The sequence below is a fragment of the Aldersonia kunmingensis genome (assembly GCF_001646865.1).
GTDB lineage: Bacteria > Actinomycetota > Actinomycetes > Mycobacteriales > Mycobacteriaceae > Aldersonia > Aldersonia kunmingensis.
The window spans coordinates 1-19,967 of record NZ_LRRB01000161.1 but is presented as its reverse complement, the minus strand read 5'-3'; the positions used below and the strand labels follow the sequence as shown (position 1 = coordinate 19,967).

Below are 19,967 nucleotides of genomic sequence, written 5' to 3'. Positions count from 1 at the left end.
CGCCCGCGCCGTCAAACCGACAACGTGCCAACCGGAGGATCAAGATGACCGAACTCGATTACAAAGCAATCGATGTCGACAACCACTACTACGAACCGCTGGATGCGTTCACGCGGCACCTGGACAAGAGGTTCCGCAAGCGCGGCGTGCAAATGGTCCAGGACGGCAAGCACACCCTGGCGCTCATCGGTGACCGGGTGAGTCGATTCATCCCGAATCCGACGTTCGATCCGATCATCGTCCCGGGCTGTCTGGACCCGTTCTTCCGTGGCGAGATACCCGAGGGCTTCGACCGCTCGACCATGATGCAAGTCGAGGAGCTCGAGCTGCGTCCCGAATATCACAATCGTGAGGCGCGTGCGGCCATCGTCGATACGCAGGATCTCGAAACCGTCGTCATGTTCCCCACCTTCGGCTGCGGCGTCGAGGAAGCTCTGAAGAACGACATCCCCGCAACGATGGCGTCGTTGAGCGCTTTCAATCTGTGGCTCGACGAGGACTGGGGTTTCGATCGTCCGGACGGACGCATCCTGACCGCGCCGATGATCTCGCTCGCCGATCCGGAAGCTGCGGTGGCAGAGGTCGACGCGGTGATCGCGCGCGGTGCGCGCCTCGTGCATGTGCGGCCCGCTCCGGTTCCGGGCTTCCCGCGGCCGCGTTCGCTCGGTGACCGGCTGCACGATCCGGTCTGGGCGCGCCTGGCCGAAGCGAACGTGCCCGTGGCCTTCCACCTCGGTGACAGCGGTTACCAAGCGCTCGCGTCGATGTGGGGCGGCAAGGACAACTTGGAGGGGTTCGGCACGACCGACCCCTTCGACAAGATCGTGACGGACGACCGGGCGATTCACGACTCCATTGCCTCGCTCATCGTCCACGGTGTATTCCATCGCCACCCCACGCTGCGCGTCGCGAGCATCGAGAACGGCTCGGAATGGGTGCACCGACTGGCCAAGCGGCTGCACAAGCTGGCGAATCAGTTTCCCCAGTCGTTCCCGAACGACCCGATCGACGAGCTGCGCAACAACGTCTGGGTCGCGCCGTACTACGAGGAGAACGTGACCCTGCTCGCGGAGAGGATCGGTGTCGAGCGCATCCTCTTCGGCTCCGACTGGCCGCACGGTGAGGGACTGGAGAACCCGACGTCCTACGTGAAGGATCTCGCCGGACTTGACGATCGCGATATTCGAAAGGTGATGCGAGACAACGCGTTGGAGTTCCTCGGCACTCCTGCCTCCACGATCGCCTGAGGCGGGACGCGCGAATGACGGAATGGACGCTCGGCGACATTCTCGATGCTGTCGCCACCGCGGTGCCCGATCGCACGATGACGGTATGCGGAGACCGGAAGCGCACCTTCGCCGAAACCGCCTCCGACACCAGGAGGTTCGCGAACTTCCTGGCCGACCGTGGCTTCGGGTTGCACACGCCGCGCGAGGAACTGGCCAACTGGGAATGTGGTCAGGACCGGATCGCGTTGATCATGCGCAACGACCGCTACCCCGAGGTGCTGCTCGGGTGCTTGAAGGCGCGGGTCATCCCGGTCAACGTCAACCATCACTACACCGCAGCGGAGATCCGGGATCTGCTCGATTACGTCGGGCCAAGGGGAGTGGTCTACCACCGGTCCTTCGGGCCGGCAGTGACCGAGGCGCTCGACGGCCTCGGCCTCGACCTCGACCTGCTGGTGGTCGTCGACGACGGTAGCGAGGAACCGGATGTCGTCGGCGCCGTGAACCTCGATGAGGCGATCGCGCTCGGTGACCCCGACCGGGTCATCCCGACGTCCCCGGACGACCTGTTGATGATGTGCACCGGCGGCACCACCGGCCGGCCGAAGGGCGTGTTGTGGCGGCAAAGCGATATGTACGTCGCCGCCATGGCCGGATCGGATCATGCATCCGCCGAGGTGCTGCACGATATTGCGCGCGGCGGCGGACAGGTGTGGTTCGCCGTTTCGCCACTGCTGCACGCCGCGGGCGTGTGGACTGCGCTGGCCGGAGTTCTCACCGGGCAGACGGTGGTGCTCTACGACGACAGGTACAAGTTCGATGCGCGGACCGTGCTCGAAACGGCCGAGCGCGAGAAGGTTTTCCTGATGACGATGGTCGGCGACGCCTTCGCGGGACCGCTTGTCGCCGAACTGAAATCGAACTCGTACGACCTGACGGGACTGTTCGTCATCGGAACCGGTGGCGCTGCCACCAACCCGGTACACAAGGAGGCGCTGCTCGACGCGATCCCGCACGCGACGATCATCGACGGGTACGGCTCGTCGGAGACCGGCGGCATGGGGTTCGGCAACAGCCAGCGTGGCTCGGCAGCGGAAACGTTCCTGCCGCGCCCCGGCGGCACTGTCGTGTCGGCGGACCGCAGCCGAATCCTCGAGCCTGGCGACTCCGAGGTCGGCTGGGCGGCTCGGTCGAGCCGGATTCCGCTCGGCTACTTCAACGACCCGGAAGCCACCGGACGGACATTCCCGGTGATCGCGGGTGAGCGGTTCGCCATCCCTGGCGACCGCGCGACTGTCGAGGAAGACGGCACGATTCGGGTTCTCGGCCGGGACTCGCTCGTCGTGAACACCGGCGGCGAGAAAGTCTTCGTCGAAGAGGTCGAGGACGTTCTGCGATCACATCCGCTGGTCGCCGATGCGTTGGTTGTGGGCCGCCCGAGCGAGCGGTGGGGAAATGAGGTCGTGGCTCTGGTGCAGCGGCGTTCGGCAAATGGAGTCGACGGCGCGGGCCTCGTCGAGCTGTGCAGGGGGCGGCTCGCCGGGTTCAAGGTGCCCAAGGCCGTGCTGTTCGTGACGCAGATCCGGCGATTGGGCAATGGGAAACCGGACTATCGCTGGGCCGCCGATCGGGTGGTGGTCGACGGTGATGATCCGGATCTGGGGACGGGTGACGATGCAGTGCAAGAAGTTTCACGGGAAGTCGGGGTCTGAATGCAACGTGATGTGATCGATTGTCTGGTCAACGTTCATTTCGGCGAGACGGAACAGCCGGCTTGGATGCGCGCGGTGCGCGACGACTACTTCAAGGGTCCCAAGTCGATGTTCGGCCAGGTCGACCTGGCCGAGTTGCTCGACGAGATGGACGAGCACGGCGTGCGTAAGGCGATCCTCATGGATTCGATCGCCACGCCACGAGTGACGGCACGCAAGTTCGTCGAGGCGCATCCGGACCGATTCGCGCTCGCGATGGGCGGGATGAACCTGCTGCGTCCGGTTCCGTCGATGCGTGAACTCGCCGCCGTCGCGGCAGACCTGCCGGTTGTCTATGCCACAGTGGGTCCCAGTTTTTGGGGCGACGGGCAGTACCCGCCCAGCGACGCCGTGTACTACCCCCTCTATGCCAAATGCGCCGAACTCGAACTGCCGCTGTGCATGAACACGGGTATTCCGGGTCCGCCGATTCCGGGTGAGGCGCAGAATCCGATGCACCTCGACCGGGTGTGCGTCCGCTTCCCGGAGCTGAAGCTCTGCATGATTCATGGCGCAGATCCATGGTGGGACATCGCGATTCGGCTGCTGATCAAATACTCGAACCTGCGGATCATGACCTCGGCGTGGTCGCCAAAGCGGTTGCCGGAGAGCCTGCTGCACTACATGCGCACTCGCGGCCAGAACAAGGTGATTTTCGGGTCTGACTGGCCGGTGCTCGCGATGCGCCGCGTCATTCCGGAGGCCGAAGCGCTCGATCTTCCGCCGGATGTGCTCGACAACTACCTGCACAACAACGCGCAGGAGTTCTTCTTCGGTGGCCCGCAAGAACAGGAGTAGTGACGATGGACCGGTACGAATTGCGTAGGGAGGACTACAGCCTGTCGGCCGATCAAGCCGACCTTCAGGCCGCCTACGCGAAGTTCTTCGCGACGCACTGCCCGATCGATGTCGTGCGTGCCGCCGAGCCGACAGGCTTCGACAAGAGTCTGTGGGAACGGCTGTGTGGCACCGGCGCTACGACGATGGCACTTCCCGAGTCGGTGGGCGGTGACGGGGCGACGCTTGTCGATCTGACCCTGGTGGCCGAGGAGCTCGGTCGTGCGATCGCTCCCGTGCCGTGGATCGACCATGTCGTCGCGGCGCGACTGCTCGCGCGGATCGGCGACACCGAGAGCGCGGGCGCGGTTGCCGAAGGACGCCAGATCGCCGCGCTTGCTCCGCAACTCGGAGTGACGACCGGGAGGCGGCTCGTTCCAGCGGGCTCGATCGCTGATCACGTCATCGTCCGGGAGGGTGACGAGATCGTCCGGCTCAGCTTTGCTACCCGTCCGGCGAAGGTCGACAACCTCGGCCGCCTGCCGATGGCATGGGTCGACCCCGCGGCCGCGGACAGCAGGACTGTACTGGGTGGCGCCGATGCGCTCGCGCACTATGAGTTGGCGCTCGACGAATGGCGCCTGCTCACCGCGTCGGCACTGGTCGGCCTGATCGAACAGACCATGCGGATCGCCGCCGAGTTCGCCACCACGCGGTACACGCTCGGCGTGCCGATCTCTACGCTGCAGGGGATCTCGCATCCGCTGGCCAACATCGCGATCGCGGTGGAAGGCGGGCGGAGCCTCGGTCGCAAGGCCGCGTGGTATCTGGACAACGAGCCCGAGGCCCGGCGTGAATTGGCCCTTGCCGCATTCGTTTTCATGTCCGACGAGGCTGCGAAGGCCGCGACGATGGCGGTCCAGGTGCAAGGCGGGCTCGGTGTCTCGTCCGAGTCTGCGGCATCGGCCTACCTCGTGCGGGCGCGCGGCTGGCCAATGGCAGGGGGAGACGTGGGCGCTGCTGCGCTGCGGATCGCGGAGCTGATCTCCGAACGCAACATTCGCGAGGGCGTGAACCACGCGGTAACCGACCCGGCGCGGGTCTAAGGCATAAGGACTGACCATGGACTTTTCACGTGTCGAACTCTCCGCGGATGATCAGGCATTCCTCGACGAGATCCGAGCTTTCCTCGCGACCCATGTGACCGACGACGTCCGGCGCCGTGATCGCGAAACCGGTGACAATTTCGACCACGACGTGCATGTGGCGATGGGCGCCGCGGGCTATCTGGAGCGCGAGTACCGGCCGGAGTCCGAGGGTGGTTTCACCCGGCTCCAGCGCAGGCTGTGGGCGCTGGAGAAGCGCCGTGTCCACGTGCCGTGGGTGACGTGGGGAACCACCGCGATCGTGGCGCAGTCGGTCGAGCGCCACGGCTCGCCGGAACTGCGTGAGGAGGTCATGCCCGGCGTGTTCAGCGGGCATGTTCGGCTCTGCCTCGGCTACACCGAACCCGAGGGCGGATCCGATATCGCGACCTGCAAGACCCGGGCCGTGCGTGACGGCGACGGCTGGGTTATCAACGGCTCCAAGATGTTCACCACCGGCGCACACAACTGCCGTTACGTCTTCCTCATCACCAATACCGACGCGGATGCCGAGCGCAAGCACAAGAGCCTCACCATGTTCCTTGTGCCGCTGGACACTCCGGGCATCGAGATTCAGGGGATCCGGACTGTCGACGGCGATCGTACGAACATCGTCTTCTACAGTGACGTCCGCATCTCCGACAGGTACCGGCTCGGCGAGGTCAACGACGGCTGGACGGTGCTGCGTGGTCCGCTCGACGTCGAGCACGGTGTGACTTCGGCGAATCCCGATGGTCTGCAGGATGTCTCGATCATGTCGCATCAGGGCAACTTCATGGGGACCACGATCGATACCGTTTCCGTCCTCGCGGGTCAGCCCGGCCCGGACGGGCGCAGGCTCCTCGATGACGCCTCCACGGCCTACCGTCTCGGCCGCGCGACCGCGCGGGTGGAGGCAGCGCTGGCGACACCGCATATGTTCGGCCGGGTTGCGCTCGCCCAGACGATGCGCGATGTTTCGCCGGACTTGATGGACCTGCTTGGTTCCGCCTCGGTGTTGCCCACCTACACCGAGGGCGCGGTCGATGACGGCGCGAGCGAGTACCTGTTCCGCTGGGCGCCGCTGTGCGGAATCTACGGCGGCACGCTCGAGGTGTTCCGCAATATGATCGCGCAGCACATGCTTGGTCTGGGCCGGCCGAATTACTCGCCGCCGGCTCGGTCGAAGGCCAGTTGAGTACCTCCGCGTGGCGGCGACAGTTCGACAGCCGCCGCGATAGCTGTGAGCGGCACCGAATCTGGAGGCAAGTGTGAGCGAGGTCGTTGTGGATATTGCCGGTGCCAGTGTGGAACTGGGCCGGCGGGCAGCCAAGCGAGCCGAATCGCGAATGCTGATCGACGGCGAGTTGGTCGAGGCCGAATCCGGAGCCCGATACGACAACGTCTCACCCGCGACCGGGCTGTTGCTCGGCAGCACTTCTTCCGCCGGTGACCGGGACATGACGCGGGCGATCGCGGCGGCCCGGCGCGCCTTCGATGAGACCGACTGGTCAACCAACCGTGCCCTGCGCAAGCGCTGCCTCGGGCAACTGCAGTCGGCGATCGAGGCCGAGCGAGAGGACCTGGCAGAGGAGTTGATCGCCGAGGTCGGGTGCCCGGCGATGACGATCGACACCGCACAGCTGGCATGGCCGCTGGCCGATGCGTTGCGCTATCCGACCGGATTGATCGACAGCTTCGAATGGGAACGGCACCTCGAAGGCGGTGGCCTGTTCGGCGATCGAAATGCGCGACTGGTTGTGAAGGAACCGGCGGGCGTGGTCGCGGCGATCACACCGTCGAACTTCCCCATCGAAGTGATCCTCAACAAGCTCGGACCGGCGCTCGCGACCGGCAACACCGTGATGCTCAAGCCGGACCCGAACACTCCGTGGAACGCGACGCGACTCGGCCGACTCATCGCCGAGCGCACCGACATTCCGGCTGGCGTGGTGAATGTCGTACCTACACCGGACAACACGGTCGCCGGCCTCCTTGCCAGTGACCCGCGCGTCGACCTCATCTCGTTCACCGGTTCCACCGCGGTTGGGCGGGCGCTCATGCGCCAGGCGGCCGACACCATGAAACGAACCTTTCTGGAACTCGGTGGCAAATCGGCGCTCGTCGTGCTCGACGATGCGAATCCCGGCCGGATCGTGATGGGTGCGATCGGTGCATGCGTGCATGCCGGCCAGGGCTGCGCGATCAATACCCGTGTGCTGGTTCATGAATCGCTGTACGAGGAGGCGGTGGCGAATGTGACCGCCGGATTCGCACTCGCACCGGTTGGCGACCCCGCGCTTCCGGAAACCCTCGTTGGTCCGCTCATCAGTGCGCGTCAGAAGCAGCGAGTACTCGAGATGTGTGAGCAGGCGCGGCGCGATGGTGCGGAAATCCGCACTGGTGGAGTCGCTTTCGAAGGCCTCCCCGCGCACCTCGCGGCCGGGCACTTCGTGGCACCCACCGTCATCACCGGTGTTCGGAGTGACATGGCGATCGCCCGCGAGGAGATCTTCGGGCCGGTCGTGGTGTTGCAGTCGTTCGCCGATGACGACGAGGCGGTCCGGATCGCGAACGACAGCGACTTCGGACTGGCCGGGGCGGTGATGTCGTCCTCGCACGAGCGGGGCATGAGTGTCGCGCGTCGCGTGCGGACCGGCTCGTTCGGGGTGAACGGCGGCATGTACTACGGCGCCGACGCGCCGTTCGGCGGTTATAAAAACAGTGGTATCGGCCGACAGTGCGGCATCGAAGGTTTCCAGCAGTACCTGGAAACCAAGACCATCGGCTATCGCCTGCCGAGAAACTGACAGACCGGAGTCTCGACGCAATCACGAGGTGAGGAGTTTCGATGCCGCAAACGGTCGGATTCATCGGTGCCGGTCGGATGGGTGAACCGATGGTGCACCGCCTGATCGAGGCCGGGCATGACGTCGTCGTGTTCGCCCGCAGGCCCGAGGTGCAGGAGCGAGTTCGGAATGCCGGGGCCACGCTCGCCGATTCGGTCGCAGACCTCGCCGCACGTGCGGACATCATCGTGTTGTGCCTGTTCTCCGACGCGCAGCTTGTCGAGATCGCCGGCGGACCGGACGGTTTCATGGCACATGCCAGAGCGGACGCGGTCGTCGTCTCGCACGTCACCGGAAACGTGAGCACGCTCGCCAAGCTCGCCGCGGAATACCCCGACGGCCCAGCCCTGATCGACGCGCCCGTGAGCGGTTCGGCCGACGACATCAAGGCCGGGCGGCTCACCGTGCTCCTCGGCGGCGAGGAGCAGGCCGTCGAGCGTGTAGAACCAGTACTGACCGCCTATGCGAATCCGATCATCCGTACCGGTCAGCTCGGAACGGCGCTGAACCTCAAGCTGGTCAACAACATTCTGTTCGCGGCCAACGCGCAGCTCGTTGCCGCAGCCGTGGAGCTCGGTGAGCGGCTCGGGATCGGCGACAAACAATTCCTCGACGCGCTCTCTATGTGCAGCGGTCGCAGCTACGCGGCGTCGTCGGTGCAGCTTATCGGCGGGACCAAGCCGTTCGTCGATATCGCCGGACCGTTCCTGCGCAAGGACGTAGCCGCCTGCGTATCGGCCGCAGAGGACACCGGGGTCGACCTGGGTTGGCTGCGATCCATCGTCGACTCCGGACCATTGAGCTTGTCGGCCGGGGGAGAGGCGTGAGCTCCGTCGAGGCGGATGTCGCGGCCACCGAAACCGGTCCGTCCGACGAGTTGCGCCGCTTGCTGGAAGTGCAGCGCGAGGCGTTTCTGCGTGATCAGCGCCCAAGTGTGGCAGTGCGCCGCAACCGGATGGATCGGTTGGTGGCGCTGATGCTCGACAACACCGATGAGTTCGTGGACGCGCTCGTGGCGGACTTTGGCTCCAAGTCGCGCACCGCGACCTTGTTCACAGAGATCCTCGGCATCATGACGGTGATCGAGCACACGAGATCGAACATCCCGAAATGGATGCGAGCGACGAAGCCTGCTCGCGCCGCACGGTTGTTCGGAATCCGTGCCGAGGTGGCCCCGTCACCTTTGGGTGTTGTGGGCATCATTGGGCCCTGGAACTTCCCGCTGCACTTGGTGGTGCTGCCGGCAGCGGCCGCGTTCGCGGCTGGCAACCGGGTGATGATCAAAATGTCGGAGGTTACGCCGCACACTGCCGAACTGTTGAAATCCTTGGCGCCGAAGTACTTCGATCGCGATGAGCTTGCAGTCGTTACCGGTGATGCACGGGTCGCCGCGGACTTCTCTAGCCTGCCGTTCGATCATCTCTTCTTCACCGGCTCGCCTCAGGTCGGCTCTCTGGTGCAGCGTGCTGCGGCGGCGAATCTGGTTCCGGTGACGCTGGAACTGGGCGGCAAGAATCCGGTTGTCGTCGCGTCCGGTGCCGATATCACCCGAGCGGCCACGCGGATTGCCTTGGGACGCATGGTCAATGGTGGACAGGTGTGTGTCTGCCCGGACTATGTACTGGTGCCGGAGAGCACGGTCGAGCAATTCGTCGGTGCGGCCCGCACGGCGCTGAGCGAGGCGTTCCCGACGATCGCGAGTAACGATGAGTACCCGGCCAGCGTCAACCAGGCCAACTTCGAACGTGTGGTGGGTCTGATCGAGGACGCGCGAGACCGTGGCGCACAAGTGGAAGCCATTGCACCGGAGGGCGAAACGCTGCCGGACGCGGCTACGCGCAAGATCGCGCCGACCATCATCCGAGGCGTGGATGACAGCATGCTGATCACCCGCGAGGAGACCTTCGGGCCCGTGCTGAGCGTGCTCACCTACCGCGATCTCGACGAGGTGATCGGGTACATCAACCGGCGTCCCTCGCCGCTGGTCGCCTACTGGTTCGGACCGGACGGCAAGGACTTCCGCCATTTCGTCTCGAATACCCGCAGCGGTGGCGTCGCGCGAAACGAGTTCGGCATCCACATGTTTCCCTCCGACGCGCCGTTCGGCGGGGTCGGCAACAGCGGCATGGGCGCCTATCACGGCAAGGCGGGATTCGACACGTTCAGCCACCGGCGCTCGATCGTCGGCACCGACCTCCCGTTCCCGATCACGACCTCGGTCGCTGTGCCGCCGTTCGGCCGGGGGATTCGGAGAACGGGGGAGTTCATGCTCCGCTCGAACCGGCGGAAGGTGAATCGCCGCCTCGGGCGCGGTTAGAAAGCGCGCCGCCAAACGGGTGCATATTGTGTAAACGGGGCCGAAGCTTTGGCCCCAATTACTAGGTTTGCACCCGTTTGGGCGTGCTTCGTGCGTCGGCTCAGCCCGCGGGGCGGCGGCCGCGCTGGCTCTCCTGACCGAGATAGTCGTCCGCGAGGGCGGCGACCTCGGGCGGCAGCTCGCCGCCGGCGACGTCGGCGAGGCTCGTCGCTTCGAGCACGGCGCGCATGCTGGCGCGCAGCGCACGCCAGACGTCGGTGAGCGGCGTGGTCGCCCCCGAGTAGGGGAGGTCGCCCAGGCCGGTGTCGTGCACGCTTGCCAGCGGTCCGTCGATGCAGCGCAGGACGTCGGCGAGGCTGATCTGGGCGGCAGGGCGAGCGAGTTCGTATCCGCCGTCGCGCCCGCGTCGACTCCGGACGAGATGGGCGGTGCGCAGGTCGGACAGGATATCGACGAGGAACTGCGGCGGAATGCCCTGCGCCTTTGCCAGATCCTCGGTCTTCACCAGCGTGCCGGCCTCGCGCGCCGCCATCTCGACCATCGCGCGGACCGCGTACTCCGCCTTGGCCGACATGCGCATACCCGGGATTGTGCCACGCGCGCAACCCGACGCCGGGGAGCTACCTCGTGACGGCGAGAACGGAGTCCGCGAGTTCAGGCCTGCAGACGATGAGGTCCGGCAGCCGGGGGTCGCGGCGGTTGTACTCCAGTTCGCTGCCATCGATACGTGCGGTGTACAGACCGGCGGCGCGAGCTACCGCTACGGGGGCCGCGTTGTCCCATTCGTACTGGCCGCCGGCATGCACGTAGACATCGGCGAGGCCCTGTACGACGGCCGCCACCTTGGCACCGGCCGAGCCCATTTCGACGAGCGTGCCGTCGAGATGCTTGCGGACCTCCAGCGCGACCGCCGGGGGACGGCTGCGGGACACCACGACGCGCGGCGCCGCGGGCATCGCCGGGGGAGCGGCCACGGTCGGCGTTGCAAGCGTGATGTCCTGGGCGGGCAGTGCCACCGCACCCGCGATCAGCGCGCCGCTTTCCCACAACGCGACGTGGACGGCCCAGTCGTCGCGACCGAGCTCGGAGAACTCGCGAGTGCCGTCCAGCGGGTCGACGATCCACACCCGCCGTGATTCGAGCCGAACCGGATCGTCGATGCCTTCCTCGGACAGTACGGCGTCGTCGGGCCGGTACCGCGCGAGCTCGGCCATCAGGAAGTCGTGGGAGCGCTTGTCTCCGGCGTCCTTTCGTTCCGCGGTGCTCGCTTCGGCGAACTCCTCGCGCACGCCGAGCAGCAGCCGGCCCGCGTCGGTCGCGAGCTTGGCGGCTAGTTCATGGTCGCTGATGACCGTCATAGGTGAATTCCGATCAGGTCGAGGATCTGCTGGGCGTGCTCATCGGCGGTGCGGTCCGGTGTCAGGCGCAACTCCGGATCCCGCGGCGGCTCGTACGGGCTGTCGATCCCGGTGAAATCGGTGATCTCGCCCGCCCGCGCCTTTGCGTAGAGCCCCTTCGGATCCCGTCGCTCGCAGTCCGCCAGCGGTGTATCGCAGTACACCTCGTAGAACGGAATGCCGGCCTCCTTGTGCACTTGCCGAGCCAGGTCGCGGTGCTCGGCGAGCGGACTGATCGCGGGCACGAGCACCACCTGACCGCAATCGGCGAGAAGCTTAGCGACGTGGGCGAGGCGGCGCAGGTTCTCCGCTCGGTCGGCGAGGCTGAACCCAAGGTCGGCATTGAGGCCGTGCCGGAGGTTGTCGCCGTCGAGCACATACGCGGGACGCCCGGTTTCGAGCAGCAGCCGTTCGGCCAGCACGGCGACCGACGACTTGCCCGAGCCGGACAGGCCTGTGAACCACACCGTAGTGCCGAGGCTCTGCCGGTCCTCTGCCGTCACCAGCGACTTGTGCTTGACGGTGTTGGGGGTCGCCGCGCGTGCAGCCGCATCGCGAGCGGACATGTCGCGCAACACGATTCCGGCAGCCACGGTGTTGTTGGTCGCGGGATCGATGAGGATGAACGAACCGGTGGCGGCATTGCGGCTGTACTCGTCGAGCATGAGCGGCTGCTGGGTGCGCAGCGTGATGCGGCCGAGTTCGTTGAGCTGCAACGCCGTTGCGCGCTGATCACGACGAAGCGTATTGACGTCGAGACGGTAATCGAGCGCGGAAACCCGCGCCCGTGTGGTTCGGGTGGTGTGCTTGATGACGTAGTCGCGACCGGGCTCGAGCACGGAGCCGTCGGCCATCCAACAGACAGTGGCGTCGAATTCGTCGACCACGCGCGGCTGGTTGTTCACCCGCGCGAGGACATCGCCACGCGAGATGTCGATATCGTCGGCGAGGGTCACCGAGACGGCCATCGGCGGAAATGCCTCGGCCACGGGGCCTTCGGGCCCATCGATCGCAGCGATGTGGCTCGTCTTGCCGCTCGGGAGTACGACAATCTCGTCACCGGGTCGCATCACACCGCTCGCCACTGTGCCCGCGTAGCTGCGATGGTCGTGGTGATCGAGTGTCTGCGGACGAATGACGTACTGCACCGGGAAGCGGACGTCGATGAGGTTGCGGTCGCCGGCGATGTAGACCTCTTCGAGGTGCGACAGCAGTGCCGGTCCTTCGTACCACGGCGTGTTGTCCGACTTCGTCACGACGTTGTCGCCGAGCAGCGCGGACAACGGGATCGACGTGACATCGTGCACGTCGAGGCGGGCCGCGAAGGCGTGGAACTCGTCGCGGATCGCCTCGAAACCGGCCTCGTCCCAACCGATCAGATCCATCTTGTTCACGGCGAGAACAATGTGCTGGACGCCGAGCAGCGAGGCGAGGAAGGCGTGCCGGCGCGACTGTTCGGTGAGACCCTGCCGGGCATCGACGAGCACGATCGCGAGCTGGGCGGTGGAGGTTCCGGTCACCATGTTGCGGGTGTACTGCACATGCCCGGGGGTGTCGGCGATGATGAATTTGCGCTTGGGCGTGGTGAAGTAGCGGTACGCGACGTCGATCGTGATGCCCTGCTCGCGCTCCGACCGAAGCCCGTCGGTCACGAGCGCGAGGTCGGTGTAGTCGTTGCCGCGTTCGCGAGAGGTCCGCTCGACGGCCGCGAGCTGGTCTTCCATCACGGCCTTGGAGTCGTACAGCAGCCGCCCGATGAGCGTGGACTTGCCGTCGTCGACCGAGCCGGCCGTGGCAATGCGCAATAGCGTGGTCATCAGAAGTAGCCCTCCCGCTTGCGGTCTTCCATACCGGCCTCGGAGATGCGGTCGTCCGCACGGGTGGCACCGCGCTCGGTCAGTCGCGACACCGCGGTTTCGTTGATGATTTCTTCGACCGTCTCGGCCGTGGACTCGACGCAGCCGGTGCAGGTGACGTCACCGACGGTGCGGAATCGCACGCTGGTCTCGAAGACCTGCTCACCCTCCTGAGGCTGCACCAAGGGGTGCACCGCGAGCAGCATCCCGTCGCGCTCGAATACCTCCCGGCGGTGGGCGTAGTAGATCGACGGGAGCTTGATGTCCTCAGCGCCGATGTAGGACCAGATGTCGAACTCGGTCCAGTTCGACAGCGGGAAGACGCGGATGTGCTGGCCCTTGTTGTGCCGGCCGTTGTACAGGTTCCACAGCTCGGGGCGCTGGGCCTTCGGGTCCCATTGCCCGAACTCGTCCCGGAAGCTGAATACGCGCTCCTTGGCCCGGGCCTTTTCCTCGTCGCGCCGGGCACCACCGAAGGCAGCATCGAACTTGTTCTCCCGGATCCCGCGCAGCAGCGTCACAGTCTGCAACGGGTTGCGGGACGGGCCATTCTCGACCACACGGCCGGCGTCGATGTCGTCCTGCACGGACGCGACGACGAGCCGGACACCACTGCTCGCAACCAGTTCATCGCGGGTGGAGAGGACCTCGTCGAAGTTGTGGCCGGTGTCGACATGCATGACGGGGAAGGGGAGCCGGGCAGGGCTGAACGCCTTGAGCGCCAGGTGGAGCATGACGATGGAGTCCTTGCCGCCGGAAAACAGCAGCACCGGACGCTCGAACTCGGCCGCGACCTCACGAATGATGTGGATCGCCTCGGCCTCCAGCCATCGCAGATGGCTGAGCTCGAAGTGGCCGGGCTCGAGCTTGCTGGGCGCTGTCATCGTTTCATTCCCATTAAGTGGGTAAGAATGACCAAGTTTATCCGCATAGTCGTATAGGGAAGCACAGCGAAGTGAGCCGGTCAACCGGATGGGCAGTTCAGAGCACGCACCAACCACGGGTCGACTTCACCCGCAGGGGTGTGAGCGGCTACTTCCAGGCGCGCAGCAGGTCGTCCGTGGTGGTGACGGTGGCCAGCAACGACAGCGTGTTGTCGATCATCGCGGAGCCGTATTCGGCCGGGATGCCGGCGACCGCATCGCGGGGTAGCACCACCCGGTACGCGGCGTTGACCGCGTCCATGACCAGGTTCGGGATCGCGACGTTGAGCGAGACGCCGACAGCGACGATGGTCGTGACACCCAGATTGCGCAGGACGGCATCGAGGTCGGTGCCGCCCATCGGGCCGAGTCCGTGCAAGCGGGTCAGCAGGATGTCCGACGGTTCAGGTCCGAACTCGGGCAGCAGGCCGGCACCCGGGCTACCGGGCTCGATCGAAACGTCGCTGCGGCCGAGCGCGAACAACTTGGCATTGTGGTTGGACCCGAATCCGTCGGCGCGGCGCTGCACGAGGCAATGCACGACCCGAACACCGGCGTCGCGGGCGGCGGGCAGCAGCCGGCCGATATTCGGCAGCGCCTCCCGGCGCGCCTCGTCTGCGAGCGCGGCCAGGCCGGCATTCGGGCCGACGACCGCTCCTTGGCACTCCTGGGTGACTATCGCAGTGTGCTCGGGCGCGACCAGGTCGCCGAGTGCGAGCCTCATGCGTTGCTCACGACCGCATCGGCGGGCGGCACCTCGTAGAACTGTTTGGCCCACTGCCGCATCGCCATATACGGCTCGGCGTCGATCTTCGCGAGCGGCGGCTTCTCGACGTATTGCTGGTAACGCCAGATGTTCAGGTCCTCGAACACCGTGACCAGGAAGCGTCGCTCCACCTGTGCCCGGACGTCCTCGGGCGGGACATCGGAGCTGTCGCCGGGGTTGCGCGGCCACCAGATCGAGTAGAAGAGATCCGAGGTCTCGTCATCAACTGGTGTGCACGCGAAGATGAGCCGGTGGTTCTGGACGCCCTCGAAGGCGCTGATCGCGAACCCGAGCCCGGAGAAGTGGCTGTGGATCCGCAGCGACATCTCGCTCGGGTCATCGCTGCGTGCGTCCGGCCATCCGGTCAGGAAGCGCCACTCGTTGTCGACCATCTGCCAGTCGAGGCACACCGGCGTCACCGACGCACCGTGCACGTAGCGGAAATGCGAACTGTCGGGTCCGTTCTCGGCCACGATCTGCGGGTGTACGGGCTCACGATCGGCCTTGCGGGAGAATTCGGGAAACGCCCGGTAGTACTCGTCCGGGCCGGCGCCGAACTCCGGGAACTTGGTGAAGATGTCCGGCAGTTCCCACTGGGGTGGCTTCCCGTCGGGCTGGTGCCACAGGAACACCACGCCGTGCTGCTCCTGCACCGGGTATACGCGCAGCTTCAGTGCACGGTTGGGCCGGTCGGGCTGGTAGGGGATGTAGCGGTTGGAACCGTCCGGACCCCAGCGCCAGCCATGGAACGGGCACTCGATGCAGTCGCCGACGACCTTGCCGCCGTGCCCGATATGCGCGCCGAGGTGGCGGCAGTGTGCCGAAAGCACATGCAGCTCACCGGATTCGTCGCGATAGGCGGCGAGCTCTTCGCCGAAGTAGTGCAGGGCGCGCGATTCGCCGACGGGGAACTCGGCAGACCAGCCGATGACGAACCAGCCAGTTACTTTCCAGGTGAACGGAACTTTCACGCCAGCACACTCCTTGGACTGGAAACGTATACTGTGTAGCTTACAGTAACGCGTATTTGCAAGGGCCCGGCGATACGGAGAAGCGATGACGGCGACGATCGATGTGGCGACGGAACTGGAAGCAATCCGGCAGGTGAAGGCACGCTATTGCCGATTCCTCGACACCAAGGACGGCGACGGGTGGCGCACCGTATTCGCCCCGGACGTGGTGATGGAGGTAGACCTCGCGGTCTCCACGGGTGGCGCCGATCCGATGACGTCGCCGCCGTACGTCGGGGTGAATTCGGTGGTCCCCGACGTGTTGGCCACACTCGCGGAAGTGACAACAATCCATCACTGTCACACTTCCGAGATTGCGCTGACGTCGGAGACGACCGCTACCGGAATCTGGGCGATGGAGGATCGGCTCTACTTTCCGGGTGACCGCCAACTCCACGGTGCGGGCCATTACCACGAGACCTACGAGAAGGTCGACGGCACATGGCGGATCAAGACGCTGCACCTCACTAGAACGCTGATGGAGTTCCTCGGTCCTTGGGCCGAATAACTTGCCCGCCAGTCGATTACGGGAGTGATGAAACGATGACGGCAATCGGTACCAGCGCGCTCGCGATCGACGGCGGAATCCCCAATGTGCTCGCACGGGTTCCCGAAGCCGTTGCCCTGCTGGAGCAACAGGGTTTCGCGGGCTGCTGGACCGGTGAGACCAACCACGACGTGTTCCTGCCGATGGTCCTGGCAGCCGAACACACTTCGCGGATCCGGATCGGCACCGATATCGCGGTCGCGTTCGCGCGCAACCCGATGAGCATCGCGCAGCTCGGCTGGGATCTGCAGACCTACTCGCAGGGACGGTTCGTGCTCGGCCTCGGCACACAGATCCGTCCGCATATCGAGAATCGGTTCGCCATGCCGTGGAGTCGGCCGGTTCCGCGTATGCGGGAGTTCGTCGCTGCGCTGCATGCGATTTGGGCGACGTGGCGGGATGGCGAGAAGCTAGCGTTCGAGGGCGAGTTCTACACGCACAAGCTGATGACTCCGATGTTCACCCCCGAGCCGATGCCGTACCCGGTGCCCAAGGTCTACCTCGCCGCGGTGGGCGAGGCGATGACCGAGATGTGCGGCGAGGTCGCCGACGGCCTGCTGGTGCACGCGTTCAGCACGAGGCGATATCTGGACGAGGTTGCGATGCCGACCTTGCAGCGCGGCCTCGATCGCGCAGGGCGGAAGCGATCCGAGATGGAGGTCACCAGTCCGGTGTTCGTGGTCACCGGTCGCGACGAGGCGGAGATGGCGGCCGTGGGTGCTGCTGTGCGGCAACAGATTGCGTTCTACGGCTCCACGCCGGCCTATCGCAAGGTGCTCGATGTGCACGGCTGGGGTGATCTGCAGACCGAATTGCGGGCGCTCTCGCTGCAGGGGGAGTGGGAGACGATGGCGTCGCTCATTGATGACGACGTCCTCGCCGCGTTCGCCGTGGTCGCACCCGTCGAGGAGGCGGCCGCGGCGATCAAGGCGCGGTGCAGCGGAATCATCGACCGGGCCATGCCGATGTTCGGCAAGGCGGACGCGGAAACCGTCGCCCGAGTCCTTACCGACCTCGTCTAGCACCCCGCTCGCCGCACACTTCCTGTTGCGCCGCATACGCTTCCGCATGCTGCTGCGTGTGCGAGCCAACAGGAAGTGTGCGGCGGTTAGGGCGTGATGACCGTGCGGTACACCGGTTCCGGGTTCTGCTGGCGGGCGTAGATGCCGCGCTGCAAAGCGACGAGCAGCGCGTTGCGGGTCTCGCGCGGATCGATCATCTCGTCGAAGCCCATGTGCTCGGCGGAGTTGTAGGAGGCAAGCAGTTCCATCTGGCGCAGCTGGGCGGCGAGATCGTCCTCGGCGTTCGACGCGCGGGATAATGCCGCGGCACTCATCGCGCCCATCGTCGCGCCCGGGTAGGCGAGGGTGATCACCTGATCGTCGAACCCGAGCAGAGACATGACCATGGACCCGAACCCGTAGGCCTTGCGCAGCGTGAGGTGCAGCTTCAACGTGGTCGCGGACGTCTGGGCGGCGAACATACGTGCACCGCTGCGCAGCACCCCACTGCTCTCCGACGCGCTGCCAGGCAGCATGCCCGGGTTGTCGGCGAGGAACACGATGGGAAGGTGGAACGAGTCCGCCACGGTGATGAAATGCGCTGCCTTGTCGGCGGCGTCGGCATCGATGGACCCGGCGAGCACCGTCGGCTGGTTGGCCACCACCGCGACGGGATGTCCGCCGAGATGGGCCAGTGCGCAGATGATCGCCGGACCGAACTCCGGCTGGACCTCGAACCAATCCGGGCTGTCGAAGACGACATCGAGCACCGCTCGCATGTCGTAGACCTGTCGATTGTCGCGGGCGATGATGTCGAGCAGTTCGGGCGTGGCGCGCGGCTCGGACGCCTCGTCAGGGAGGAACGAGCGGGGGTAGGACCAGGCGCTCGGAGGGAAGTACGACAGGTACTTCCGGATCGCGTCGAGCGCGGATTCGTCGTCCTCGGCGAGGTTGTGCACGACACCGCTCGGCAGTGCGACATCGGGCCCGCCGAGATCTTCCTTCGAAATCTCCTCGCCCGTGGACTCTTTCACCACCGGGGGACCGGCGGTGAAGATGGCACCCTGACGGCTCATGATCGAGAAATCGCACACGGGTGCGACGAGTGCGCCGTGCCCGGCCGACGGGCCGAGCACCGCGGACACCGTCGGTACCTTGCCCGAACATCTGGCCTGGGCGATCAGGTCGGTGGGCGTTCGCCCGTAATGGGCGCCGGTCGGCCGGAAGCCGGCGCCTTCGAGCAGCATGATCATCGGAATCTTGTTCCGCAGAGCCAACTCTGCGAGCCGATAGCGCTTCGAGTTGCTGCCCGGCGCGATCGTCCCGGCGACGGTGGTGAAGTCCTCCGCGCCGACCATCACCGGTGAACCGTGGATCAGGCCCGACCCGGCAACCAACGCATCGGCGGCGATGTCACCGCCGACGAGCGTGCCGAACTCCTGGAACGTGCCGGGATCGAGCAGATACTCGATCCGCGCACGGGCGTCGAGCTTTCCCTTGCCGTGATGGCGTGCCACCCGCTCCGGTCCGCCCATCGCTGCGGCGGCCTGTCGGCGGCGATCGAGGTCGGTGAGGGCGTCGTCCCAGCTCTTCGCGTTCGTCAACGGTTTCCTTCGCAAGCTCCGGATGATAGAACTACAGTGTTGTTCTAACCACAGTGTTTTTCTATCACTCCGGGTGGAGTGTCACAAGAGTTGACGCCGACTTGGCGGGGAAAGGAATGGAGCGACTATGGCACGGCCGCTGATCCCGGTCGAGAGGATCCTCGATCATGCGCTGACCGTCCTTGATGCGGAGGGTCTCGAGGGCCTCAGCGCACGGCGGCTGGCCGGCGATCTGGAGATCTCGACCCGCACCCTCTACCAGCAAGTGGGGAACCGGGACGCGCTGATCCGCGCGCTCGTGGCGCGGCATTTCTCGCAGCTGCGCTTCGAGTTTCAGGAGCGCCAGGACTGGGAGTCGACGGCATTGCAGTGGTGTCTTGCGTTGCGGGACACGCTGCGCGCGCACCCGTTTCTCACCGAGTTGATGAGCTTCGACGATCGCCGGGTCATCGTCGACTACGTCAACGAACTGGTGAAAGTGGCTATCCGAGAAGGATTCCCGCGCGAGCTCGCCATCGAATGCTGCCGCACCCTGGTGAACGTCACCGTCAATCACACGATCGTCGAGGTGCGCGCGCTGCGTGACGCCGAACCGGCTCCCGAGAATATCGCGGAGGGCGTGCGGATGGCGCAGAACCTGCCGATGGCCATTCGGTGGATCCTCGCCGGCGTCCGGGCGGATGTGGCCGAATCTGCCTGAGCCGCATCCCTTCCGGGCGCCGACGAGGATCACCCCCGGGGCTAGATCAGGCCGGCCGCTTCCTCGAGTTCACGCAAAGCGGGCTCGATGGCCTCGGCGAGAAGGTCGATGTCGTC

General features: G+C 65.7%; 18 protein-coding genes. 11 read left to right on the top strand and 7 right to left on the bottom strand.

The window, feature by feature from the left end; translation table 11 throughout:
* Nucleotides 1-44 precede the first annotated feature (44 nt).
* The 8 genes from A8G08_RS11940 to A8G08_RS11905 all read left to right on the top strand — a co-directional run bounded on the left by A8G08_RS11940 (nt 45) and on the right by A8G08_RS11905 (nt 10,047).
* A complete protein-coding gene (locus A8G08_RS11940) occupies nt 45-1,247 on the top strand; it encodes an amidohydrolase family protein (RefSeq protein WP_068274021.1) in 1,203 nt (400 codons plus the stop codon).
* 14 nt (nt 1,248-1,261) lie between these two features.
* Nucleotides 1,262-2,941 carry an acyl-CoA synthetase gene (locus tag A8G08_RS11935; protein WP_068274019.1) on the top strand — a complete coding sequence of 560 codons (1,680 nt, stop codon included), beginning with the start codon at nt 1,262-1,264 and terminating at the stop codon, nt 2,939-2,941.
* Entirely contained in the window at nt 2,942-3,778 is an 837-nt protein-coding gene (locus A8G08_RS11930; protein WP_068274015.1) for an amidohydrolase family protein, read from the top strand.
* 5 nt (nt 3,779-3,783) lie between these two features.
* A complete protein-coding gene (locus A8G08_RS11925) occupies nt 3,784-4,863 on the top strand; it encodes an acyl-CoA dehydrogenase family protein (RefSeq protein ID WP_068274093.1) in 1,080 nt (359 codons plus the stop codon).
* Nucleotides 4,864-4,879: 16 nt separating this feature from the next.
* Nucleotides 4,880-6,079: an acyl-CoA dehydrogenase family protein gene (locus A8G08_RS11920; protein ID WP_068274013.1), complete on the top strand. Its 1,200-nt coding sequence runs from the start codon at nt 4,880-4,882 to the stop codon at nt 6,077-6,079.
* 151 nt (nt 6,080-6,230) lie between these two features.
* Complete coding sequence (locus A8G08_RS11915; protein ID WP_157108531.1) at nt 6,231-7,691, top strand: aldehyde dehydrogenase family protein; 1,461 nt, start codon at nt 6,231-6,233, stop codon at nt 7,689-7,691.
* A gap of 41 nt (nt 7,692-7,732) precedes the next feature.
* On the top strand, nt 7,733-8,557 hold the full coding sequence (locus A8G08_RS11910) for an NAD(P)-dependent oxidoreductase (protein ID WP_068274009.1): 825 nt from the start codon (nt 7,733-7,735) through the stop codon (nt 8,555-8,557).
* Nucleotides 8,554-10,047, top strand: coding sequence for a coniferyl aldehyde dehydrogenase (locus tag A8G08_RS11905; protein WP_068274007.1), 1,494 nt, complete (start codon nt 8,554-8,556; stop codon nt 10,045-10,047). The genes A8G08_RS11910 and A8G08_RS11905 overlap by 4 nt, the downstream gene beginning before the upstream one ends.
* A 100-nt stretch (nt 10,048-10,147) precedes the next feature.
* Here A8G08_RS11905 and A8G08_RS11900 read toward each other — a convergent pair whose 3' ends face one another.
* The 6 genes from A8G08_RS11900 to A8G08_RS11875 all read right to left on the bottom strand — a co-directional run bounded on the left by A8G08_RS11900 (nt 10,148) and on the right by A8G08_RS11875 (nt 15,960).
* Nucleotides 10,148-10,627: an RrF2 family transcriptional regulator gene (locus A8G08_RS11900; protein WP_068274005.1), complete on the bottom strand. Its 480-nt coding sequence runs from the start codon at nt 10,625-10,627 to the stop codon at nt 10,148-10,150.
* 40 nt (nt 10,628-10,667) lie between these two features.
* On the bottom strand, nt 10,668-11,396 hold the full coding sequence (locus A8G08_RS11895; protein WP_068274091.1) for a 3'(2'),5'-bisphosphate nucleotidase CysQ: 729 nt from the start codon (nt 11,394-11,396) through the stop codon (nt 10,668-10,670).
* Nucleotides 11,397-11,401: 5 nt separating this feature from the next.
* Nucleotides 11,402-13,261 carry an adenylyl-sulfate kinase gene (gene cysC / locus A8G08_RS11890; RefSeq protein WP_068274003.1) on the bottom strand — a complete coding sequence of 620 codons (1,860 nt, stop codon included), beginning with the start codon at nt 13,259-13,261 and terminating at the stop codon, nt 11,402-11,404.
* Entirely contained in the window at nt 13,261-14,184 is a 924-nt protein-coding gene (gene cysD, locus A8G08_RS11885; protein WP_068274001.1) for a sulfate adenylyltransferase subunit CysD, read from the bottom strand. Before cysD ends, cysC begins: the two co-directional genes overlap by 1 nt.
* A gap of 148 nt (nt 14,185-14,332) precedes the next feature.
* Nucleotides 14,333-14,947, bottom strand: coding sequence for a cysteine hydrolase family protein (locus A8G08_RS11880; RefSeq protein ID WP_068273999.1), 615 nt, complete (start codon nt 14,945-14,947; stop codon nt 14,333-14,335).
* The gene (locus tag A8G08_RS11875; protein ID WP_068273997.1) at nt 14,944-15,960 is read right to left on the bottom strand and encodes an aromatic ring-hydroxylating oxygenase subunit alpha; all 1,017 of its coding nucleotides are present in this window, start codon (nt 15,958-15,960) and stop codon (nt 14,944-14,946) included. The genes A8G08_RS11880 and A8G08_RS11875 overlap by 4 nt, the downstream gene beginning before the upstream one ends.
* Before the next feature lie 85 nt (nt 15,961-16,045).
* On the opposite strand from A8G08_RS11875, the gene A8G08_RS11870 reads away from it, so the two are divergent.
* On the top strand, nt 16,046-16,507 hold the full coding sequence (locus A8G08_RS11870; protein WP_068273995.1) for a nuclear transport factor 2 family protein: 462 nt from the start codon (nt 16,046-16,048) through the stop codon (nt 16,505-16,507).
* A 35-nt stretch (nt 16,508-16,542) separates the two neighbouring features.
* Nucleotides 16,543-17,568: an LLM class F420-dependent oxidoreductase gene (locus A8G08_RS11865; RefSeq protein WP_068273993.1), complete on the top strand. Its 1,026-nt coding sequence runs from the start codon at nt 16,543-16,545 to the stop codon at nt 17,566-17,568.
* An 86-nt stretch (nt 17,569-17,654) separates the two neighbouring features.
* On the opposite strand, the gene A8G08_RS11860 is transcribed toward A8G08_RS11865, so the two are convergent.
* Nucleotides 17,655-19,151, bottom strand: coding sequence for an acyl-CoA carboxylase subunit beta (locus tag A8G08_RS11860; protein ID WP_068273992.1), 1,497 nt, complete (start codon nt 19,149-19,151; stop codon nt 17,655-17,657).
* 127 nt (nt 19,152-19,278) lie between these two features.
* Here A8G08_RS11860 and A8G08_RS11855 point away from each other — a divergent pair, with 127 nt between their 5' ends.
* Nucleotides 19,279-19,851, top strand: coding sequence for a TetR/AcrR family transcriptional regulator (locus A8G08_RS11855; protein WP_068273991.1), 573 nt, complete (start codon nt 19,279-19,281; stop codon nt 19,849-19,851).
* Nucleotides 19,852-19,967: the final 116 nt, after the last annotated feature.

Bases quoted from the DNA above. Each gene is read 5' to 3' on its own strand.
- A8G08_RS11870 (WP_068273995.1), top strand. From the start codon at position 16,046: ATGACGGCGACGATCGATGTGGCGACGGAACTGGAAGCAATCCGGCAG.
- A8G08_RS11910 (WP_068274009.1), top strand. From the start codon at position 7,733: ATGCCGCAAACGGTCGGATTCATCGGTGCCGGTCGGATGGGTGAACCG.
- A8G08_RS11855 (WP_068273991.1), top strand. From the start codon at position 19,279: ATGGCACGGCCGCTGATCCCGGTCGAGAGGATCCTCGATCATGCGCTG.
- A8G08_RS11940 (WP_068274021.1), top strand. From the start codon at position 45: ATGACCGAACTCGATTACAAAGCAATCGATGTCGACAACCACTACTAC.
- cysC (WP_068274003.1), bottom strand. From the start codon at position 13,261: ATGACCACGCTATTGCGCATTGCCACGGCCGGCTCGGTCGACGACGGC.
- cysD (WP_068274001.1), bottom strand. From the start codon at position 14,184: ATGACAGCGCCCAGCAAGCTCGAGCCCGGCCACTTCGAGCTCAGCCAT.
- A8G08_RS11915 (WP_157108531.1), top strand. From the start codon at position 6,231: ATGCTGATCGACGGCGAGTTGGTCGAGGCCGAATCCGGAGCCCGATAC.
- A8G08_RS11865 (WP_068273993.1), top strand. From the start codon at position 16,543: ATGACGGCAATCGGTACCAGCGCGCTCGCGATCGACGGCGGAATCCCC.
- A8G08_RS11880 (WP_068273999.1), bottom strand. From the start codon at position 14,947: ATGAGGCTCGCACTCGGCGACCTGGTCGCGCCCGAGCACACTGCGATA.
- A8G08_RS11900 (WP_068274005.1), bottom strand. From the start codon at position 10,627: ATGCGCATGTCGGCCAAGGCGGAGTACGCGGTCCGCGCGATGGTCGAG.
- A8G08_RS11935 (WP_068274019.1), top strand. From the start codon at position 1,262: ATGACGGAATGGACGCTCGGCGACATTCTCGATGCTGTCGCCACCGCG.
- A8G08_RS11920 (WP_068274013.1), top strand. From the start codon at position 4,880: ATGGACTTTTCACGTGTCGAACTCTCCGCGGATGATCAGGCATTCCTC.
- A8G08_RS11925 (WP_068274093.1), top strand. From the start codon at position 3,784: ATGGACCGGTACGAATTGCGTAGGGAGGACTACAGCCTGTCGGCCGAT.
- A8G08_RS11930 (WP_068274015.1), top strand. From the start codon at position 2,942: ATGCAACGTGATGTGATCGATTGTCTGGTCAACGTTCATTTCGGCGAG.